This window comes from Runella zeae DSM 19591 (assembly GCF_000423565.1).
GTDB classification, from domain to species: Bacteria; Bacteroidota; Bacteroidia; order Cytophagales; family Spirosomataceae; genus Runella; species Runella zeae.
Genome location: NZ_AUIF01000047.1, coordinates 77651 through 85388, shown reverse-complemented (window position 1 = coordinate 85388; position 7738 = coordinate 77651). Strand labels below are relative to the sequence as shown.

The 7738-nt window shown below is 42.1% G+C and carries 4 protein-coding genes and 1 CRISPR repeat array; of the genes, 2 read left to right on the top strand and 2 right to left on the bottom strand.

Annotated features, from left to right (window positions below; genetic code table 11):
- A CRISPR array of direct repeats spans positions 1-332; the repeat unit is 37 nt; unit sequence CTTTCTGAGTGACTTCCAGTAAGATATGGATTGAAAT.
- 48 nt (positions 333-380) lie between these two features.
- Positions 381-1580, bottom strand: a complete 1200-nt coding sequence (locus G563_RS0115345) for a DUF5009 domain-containing protein (RefSeq protein WP_028666098.1) — start codon at positions 1578-1580, stop codon at positions 381-383.
- A gap of 63 nt (positions 1581-1643) precedes the next feature.
- Complete coding sequence (locus tag G563_RS0115340) at positions 1644-2750, bottom strand: family 20 glycosylhydrolase (RefSeq protein WP_037327015.1); 1107 nt, start codon at positions 2748-2750, stop codon at positions 1644-1646.
- Between the two features lie 252 nt (positions 2751-3002).
- On the opposite strand from G563_RS0115340, the gene G563_RS0115335 reads away from it, so the two are divergent.
- A complete protein-coding gene (locus G563_RS0115335) occupies positions 3003-4373 on the top strand; it encodes a tryptophanase (RefSeq protein WP_028666096.1) in 1371 nt (456 codons plus the stop codon).
- A 285-nt stretch (positions 4374-4658) separates the two neighbouring features.
- A complete protein-coding gene (locus tag G563_RS0115330) occupies positions 4659-7730 on the top strand; it encodes a SusC/RagA family TonB-linked outer membrane protein (RefSeq protein WP_028666095.1) in 3072 nt (1023 codons plus the stop codon).
- Positions 7731-7738: the final 8 nt, after the last annotated feature.

Genomic DNA, 7738 nt, shown 5'->3' with positions numbered 1-7738 from the left:
CTTTCTGAGTGACTTCCAGTAAGATATGGATTGAAATTCGTCTACTACATGTTTCCAATTCCCCCTAAGAAGTTCTTTCTGAGTGACTTCCAGTAAGATATGGATTGAAATCGCATTTGCCCCCGCTGCGCCTTGCGCTCCCGTCGCCTTTCTGAGTGACTTCCAGTAAGATATGGATTGAAATAGTTTTTCCCGTAAACTTTCTCATTAAACCTAGACTCCTTTCTGAGTGACTTCCAGTAAGATATGGATTGAAATTCACGTAGTGGAGAGTCAAGATAGAGAAGCCTACCAGCTTTCTGAGTGACTTCCAGTAAGATATGGATTGAAACAAATGTAGCATCGTTGCAGTGCAACGATGCTACTGTAACGATGCTATTTTATATTTTTAATTTTACTTGTAGACGGCCAAGCAAAGTCGCAATCCCGACAATCAATAGCGAAAACAAAAATGATTTTATCAACCCTATGCCTCCAGATGTCAAAAAGGAAGGTAAACCAAAAGGTATAAAACTTACTACACTATAGTATACATACGGAAGTACATAGCAGGTAAGAGTACTGGTGCCAGCAGTTCGGATAAACTGAAACCAACGCCCTTTATCTTGTAAATCTAACAAAAAAAATAGCGAAGCATAAAGAATAAACGCAATGCCGCTACACAAGAAAACCCAAGTAGGAGTGGCTTGGATTTTGGAAATTATAAAAAAGTTGTGCAGCAAAATGCCAATAACAATAAGTCCAATTCCGATGATGGTAAACACCGAAGGTATTTGTATTTTTCGGTTTTTTGCCTGAAACCATTCCAATAATAAAGTGGCCATAATGCCCATAAAGGCAAAACTATGGAAGGCTCCAGTGGCCAAAATCCAATCTTGGGGGCCACTAGGCCATAGAGTTTTGAGCCAACCTGCATGACCCGCAATGGGTAAGAAACTGAAAATCGCCCAGAAAATTACCAATACAACGGGTTTGGGAAAAGCCAATAGATAGATGAGAGCACAGCTAAGGTACGTCCAGCCGATGAGTCCCAAAATCCCCCACCATTTGGTTTCAAAACCCACCAGTTTACCGTCAGAATTTCCTTGGAAAATAAATGCTAAATATATCAAAATGCCCACGCCAAGCACTTGAAATCCCTTAAATAGGTATTTGGGAGAAGGCTCTTGACTAGGGTAGAGATTCCATACCAAAAAGAACGCTACTACCATCAAAATTTTGAACAACTCTTGGCTCATGCCCGTGGCTTCTTCGTTGATGTCGGGGACATTGACCGTAAATACTCCCATGATAATCAATGCTACCGACCTACTGATAATGTGCACAAGAATTTGAGGGTGCGTATCACCTTTGGCAAGGCGATTTTGAATCGCAAAAGGAATAGCCATGCCCAAGATAAACAAAAAACAAGGGAAAACTACATCCGATACACCAAGAAAATCTACGTCTGCTTCGGCGTGTTGGAGCCAATAGGGAATGCCCGTGAGTGTCCAAAAATCGTTGACGAAAATCATGGCAATCATCGTAAGGGCTCGAAAAGTATCAATAGATTGAATGCGCTTGAGAGTGGGTGTTTGCACAGAAAGGATGGGTTAGGGGTTAGATAAACGTTGAGTGAATTTAGAACAAAAAGTAAGTCAAATTTAAGGAGTGTTTACTTTCTTAATTTCGTCAAACATGGCCCTAAAACATTGGGACGAGGTATTCTCTCCCGCTTTTTCGTTTACTTTTATACCATAAAACTCTTCCAAAAACGATTTGTTTGATGACCATATCGTTTGCATCATCCCAAAGTAGCGAGGTTTCATATCTTTGGGAGCAATCTCCTTGAAGCGTAGCATGTCTTGGGTTTGGGCGACGGCTATTTTGGGCTTGCGCCAAGGACATGTGATTACGTTAAAACCCTTCATCGCAAAATAGACGGCAGTGGGGTCGGGGCGCTCGTAGTGCCAGTCGCAGATTACCACATCTTTTGCAATCAAATCTACCGCCCGGTGGGTATTGTTCATACTAGCTTCCCATTCGCCTATACCTGTGGTTTTGCCGTCGATGAGGCGGTCACCCCATATCCAAAGTTTCCGATTTTGCTGGGCCAAATGATTTCGGATAAGATTGACTTCACCCGCAAAAAGCTCGGCTTTGTCGTGGCCTTTACAGCGAGGACATTTGTCATGACCAATATAAAATACTTCATCCATTCCTGCATGGAAGGCTTTGCTTTCAAAAGCATCACAAATTTCGTCTACCAGTGCTAGTACTACTTTATGAACCTCAGGATGTAGCGGACAGTAGCTTTTGCAATAAAGCCCGTCATCGTTGGGCCAAGCATATTTTGCGGGTATTTTGACGTGAGGCGTTTCGTCAAATTCGGGATATACCCTCAGTAAACTGTAGGTTTTGGTAGCCCAGCTTTGATGCCCAAAAAGATTGATTTGAGGGATAAGATGAATGTTGTGTTGTTGGCAAGCTTTTACCAATTTTTTTACGTCTTTTCGAGACAGTGCCAAGCTATCCCTTATTTCAGGATGACTCTTAAATTCATAATTGTAATCAACCCTCAAAATAAGGGTATTGACTTGGCGCGGTGCCAGCTCTTCATTGATAAACTTGATGAAATTTCCTATTTCACTGCTTTGAGGGGCGGCAATACAAAAGCCCCGGACTGGCAGTAGGGTATCCAATTTGGTTTGAGCTTGGAGGCCTCCAATACTTAATAACAAAGCAAAGATAGAAAAGAGCCGTTTTCTCATAATGGTATATGGTATCGAAAGGTAAGGAAACCAAAGATAGATAATTGCAGATATATTTCCGCATCGACTACTAGATTTCGTAATCTTTTAAAATAAGTAAAATTCGTTACTTTTGTGGTTCCAACGAAGGTATATATGAGTTACGAAATGTGGCTTTTGTTTGTGATTTTGAAAGACCGAGGAAGCTCGTTATAAACGAATGCGGCCCTGTGACGGGCAGGTATTTTGTTTACTAATTCAAATTCGATCACAATGAAAACCATCATTGAACCCTTCAAAATCAAATCGGTAGAGCCGATTTACTTCACTAGCCGTGCCCAGCGTCAACAGATATTAGAGACTGCGGGCTACAATCCTTTCTTAATCAAAGCCGAAGATGTCATCATTGACTTACTCACCGACAGCGGTACGTCGGCCATGAGCGCCAAGCAGTGGGCGGGTATCATGGAGGGCGATGAGTCGTATGCGGGTTCCCGTAGCTTTTTTAGATTTGAGCATACGGTCAAGAAACTTACAGGATTTGATTTTATAATCCCAACTCACCAAGGCAGAGCAGCCGAAAAGATTCTCTTTAGTTTATTGGGCGGCGCAGGCAAATATTTTGTCAGCAATACATTTTTCGACACTACTCGTGCCAACATTGAATTTACGGGTGCTGAAGCGGTAGATTTTTTGACCCTAGAAGGCAAAACCCCCGCATTAGTAGCTCCTTTTAAAGGAAATATAGACATTGATGCTTTGGCTCATTTCATTGCAGAAAAAGGAGCGGAGAATATCCCTTTGTGTATGCTTACCGTGACCAACAACTCGGGTGGAGGGCAGCCGGTATCGATGCAAAATGTCAGAGAAACGAGCGAACTGTGTCGTCGTTATGGCATTCCACTTTTTATAGATGCGTGTCGTTTTGCAGAAAATGCTTTTTTTATCAAAAAAAGAGAAAAAGGCTACGAAAATGCCTCGATTGTTTCGATTGTGCAAGAGCTTTTTAGTTATGCCGACGGCTGCACGATGAGTGCCAAAAAAGATGCTTTGGTCAATATCGGAGGCTTTTTGGCCCTAAACGATACCTACTTAGCCCAGCAAGCCAAAAATATGTTGATAGTGACCGAAGGGTTTCCGACTTATGGAGGGCTAGCAGGGCGTGATTTAGAAGCGATTGCCCAAGGACTTGAAGAGGTGCTTGACGAAGAGTACTTAAAATACCGTATTAGAAGCATTGAGTACTTAGGCGAAAAAATTCATCATGCAGGAGTGCCTATTATGATGCCTACGGGTGGGCATGCTGTTTATTTGGATGCAAAGGCTTTTTTGCCCCATATTCCGCCGCACCAATTTCCAGGAGTGGCTTTATGCAATGAAATTTATCTCGAAGGAGGAGTACGAGGGGTAGAAATTGGGTCATTGATGTTTGGCAAATATGATGCAGCGGGGCGACATGTGGCACCACCTCTAGAACTTGTCAGATTGGCGATTCCGAGAAGGGTATATACCCAGAGTCATATTGATTATGTAGCGGAGGTAATCATCGAAACTTACCATAAAAAACAATACATAAAAGGCCATAAAATGGCATACGAAGCCCCTCTTTTGCGCCACTTTACTGCTTTGTTAGTACCCTTATAGTCAAATAAAGTAGGTTTAAATTGTATTACTATTGGTGAGGGATTGATAGCAGGTATAACTTGCGATTAATCCCTTTTGTTTGTAGATATAATCCTTTAAAATAAAGATTGAGGTTGTTTGAAAACCCAAATGAAAGGATACAATTTTGATAATTTATATCACTTTTGAAATTATAGTATCATAAATGGTAAAAATTGTACTATTCGATTTGTCCAAAATAATATTTACTTTGCAATAATATATTTTCCGTTTTCTTTATTTTTTAATTTAAACCAACTATTACCAATGAAAAGAAAGCTACTCTATTTTAAGTTGCTTGTACTTTCTTTCCTTTCTACGATGAGCTTTGCTCAAAATGTGGATGTAAAGGGGAAAGTAACGAGCAGTAACGGAGAGCCAATCTATGGCGTAAACATTGTAGTCAAGGGCACGAATCAGGGAACCGTAACCAACGATAAGGGGGACTACAGCATCAATGTAAAGAAAGGCGCTACTCTAACTTTTAGCTATATTGGTTTTGCAGCCAAGGAAGTAGCTGTAGGGAACAATTCAGTGATTAACGTGGCTTTAGAAGCCCAAGACAATGTGTTGAATGAAGTCGTAGTGACGGCTTTGGGTATCAAAAAGGAGAAGAAAGCATTAGGGTATGCGGTGTCAGAAATCAAAGGAGAAGATTTGACACAAGCCCGTACCAACAACATGGCCAACTCTTTGCAAGGAAAAGTAGCCGGTCTTAATATCTCGGCACCTGCTTCAGGTCCAGCGGGCTCTACGCGGATTGTGATTCGGGGAAATGGCTCTATTTCAGGAAACAACCAACCTTTGATTGTGGTAGATGGTATTCCTATCAACAACGACAACCTCGGAAACGCCGGTATGTGGGGTGGTGGTGATCGTGGAGATGGTATCTCAAGCCTTAATCCCGACGAAATCGAAAACATAAGTGTATTGAAAGGAGCTACTGCTGCCGCTCTTTATGGATCACGTGCCTCCAATGGAGCGATTCTCGTGACTACCAAAGGTGGTAAAGCAGGTAAAGGTATCGGGGTGGAAGTCAACAGCAATTTTGTAGCAGAAGACTTACTTATCAAAAAATTTGAGAATTATCAGTACGTATATGGTGCAGGGAACAATGGCCTCAAACCTACCACCGTGCAAGAAGCTTTGACTTCCAATAGCTGGGGAGCTAAGCTCGACGGCTCAAGCGTGATTCAGTTTGACGGTAAGTCGCGTCCTTATTCGGCCGTAAAAGACAATCAAGAAAACTTCTATCAGTTGGGAAGTACTTTTACTAACTCTGTTGCTTTGACAGGAGCTACTGAAAGCGTGACGTATCGCTTCTCAATGAATGACCTCAACAGCAAAAGTGTGATTCCTCACTCAGGACTAAGAAGAAACAACTTCGCTTTGAATGTCAATGGCAACTTAGGGAAAAGACTGTCGTTTGTATCAAACGTAAAATACATCATCGAAAAAGCCACCAATCGCCCTCGTTTGTCTGACTCTCCAGGAAGTGCTACTTATGCAATTAATGCCATGCCTACGTCGTTGAGCGTAGCTGCTTTGCAAGAAAGCCAAGTGACACCCCAAAATTATGAACTTACTTGGTCTGACAATATTTACATTCAAAACCCTTACTATGCATCAGCCGAATGGAAAAACTCTGATAAGAAGAATCGTATTATCGGTACTTTTGAGCCTCGTTTCAATATCACCGATTGGTTATATATCAAAGGACGTCTTGGATTCGATAATTTCAACTATCGTTATCAAGAAATTACCCCCTACGGCACTCCATTTAGCCTTCGTGGTGGCTATGGCGTCAACAACCGCAACTTTACCGAAACCAACGCAGATTTGATGTTGGGCTTTGATAAAAAACTCTCCGAGAAAATCGGCCTCAATGTTCTCTTAGGAGGTAACCAAATGAGACAAACCTACGTCAATTCAAACTATAGTAGTGGCGCGCTCAATATCCCCTTCTTCTATGATGTTTCCAATAGCGATCCCTCAGGGCGTGGTCTAGGCGAACAGCTTATACGCAAGCGTATCAATTCATTGTATGGTTCTGCTGAATTTTCGTACAATGGCTACTTATACGTAACTGCTACAGGTCGTAACGACTGGTTTTCTACCCTAGCTTCAGGCAACAACAGCATTTTGTACCCATCTGTTGGAGCTAGCTTTGTATTGTCAGAAGCAGTGAAGTTACCGTCGGCCATCAACTACTTAAAACTACGTTCTTCGTGGGCACAGGCAGGTGGCGATACCGACCCCTACAATCTATCATTGTATTATAGTCTTTCAGGAGCTCATTTAGGGGCGCCGTTGGCTCAAATTAGCACTAGCCAAGTGCCTAATGCGTCGCTTCAACCCCTTACTTCAACTACTTTTGAGGCTGGATTTGATACCCGTTTGTTCAACAACCGATTAGGTATTGATTTTGCATTTTATACTCGTAAAACCACCAACGATATCGTAGGTGCTACTATTTCGGCTACTTCGGGTTATGGCAGTGCTTTATTCAACGTAGGAGAAATTGAAAACAAAGGGATTGAATTGTTGGTCAACTTCAACGCATTGAAGAAAAAAGATTTTACTTGGGATCTTTCTTACAACATGGGCTACAACAATAGCAAAGTTGTGACCCTTTATAAGGATTTAGCCACGATTCGGGTAGATGAAAACCGCACCAGAACGGCCTATATCAATCACGTGGTAGGATTGCCTTATAGCCAAGTACAAGGCTTTGATTTTAAAAGAGATGCCGCTGGAAATATCGTTCATGATGCCCAAGGTTTCCCACTTCAAGGTAGCCTCACCAACTTTGGTACAGGGGTAGCTCCACTTACCCTTGGTTTCAACAACTCCTTCCGCTACAAAGGCGTAGGATTGAGTTTCTTGATTGACGGTAAATTTGGAGGTCATCTATTCTCAGGAACAAATTCATATGCTTACCGCAGAGGTTTGACAGTCGAAACCCTCGAAGGACGTGAAGGTGGTTTAGTGGGTAAGGGTGTTAACGAAAAAGGTGAGCCTAATACCGTAAAAGTATCTGCTCAAGATTACGCAAGCCGTATTGCCAACAACATCGCTACTCCTTTCGTCTATAGTTCAGATTTCCTCAAGTTGCGCCAAATTATCATCGATTACAGCATTCCTTCGAAAGTGTTGGGCCGTTCGCCATTCAAGAGCGCGTCGGTTTCTATCGTAGGACGTAACCTGCTTATTTTGATGAAAGATACTCCTAACCTTGACCCTGAGTCTACTTACAACAACTCAAATGCGCAAGGTCTTGAATTGGCAGGTGTACCCGCTACCCGAACCGTTGGGGTAAACCTTAACTTGAAGTTTTAACATTAAAA

Bases quoted from the DNA above. Each gene is read 5' to 3' on its own strand.
- G563_RS0115340 (WP_037327015.1), bottom strand. From the start codon at position 2,750: ATGAGAAAACGGCTCTTTTCTATCTTTGCTTTGTTATTAAGTATTGGA.
- G563_RS0115330 (WP_028666095.1), top strand. From the start codon at position 4,659: ATGAAAAGAAAGCTACTCTATTTTAAGTTGCTTGTACTTTCTTTCCTT.
- G563_RS0115335 (WP_028666096.1), top strand. From the start codon at position 3,003: ATGAAAACCATCATTGAACCCTTCAAAATCAAATCGGTAGAGCCGATT.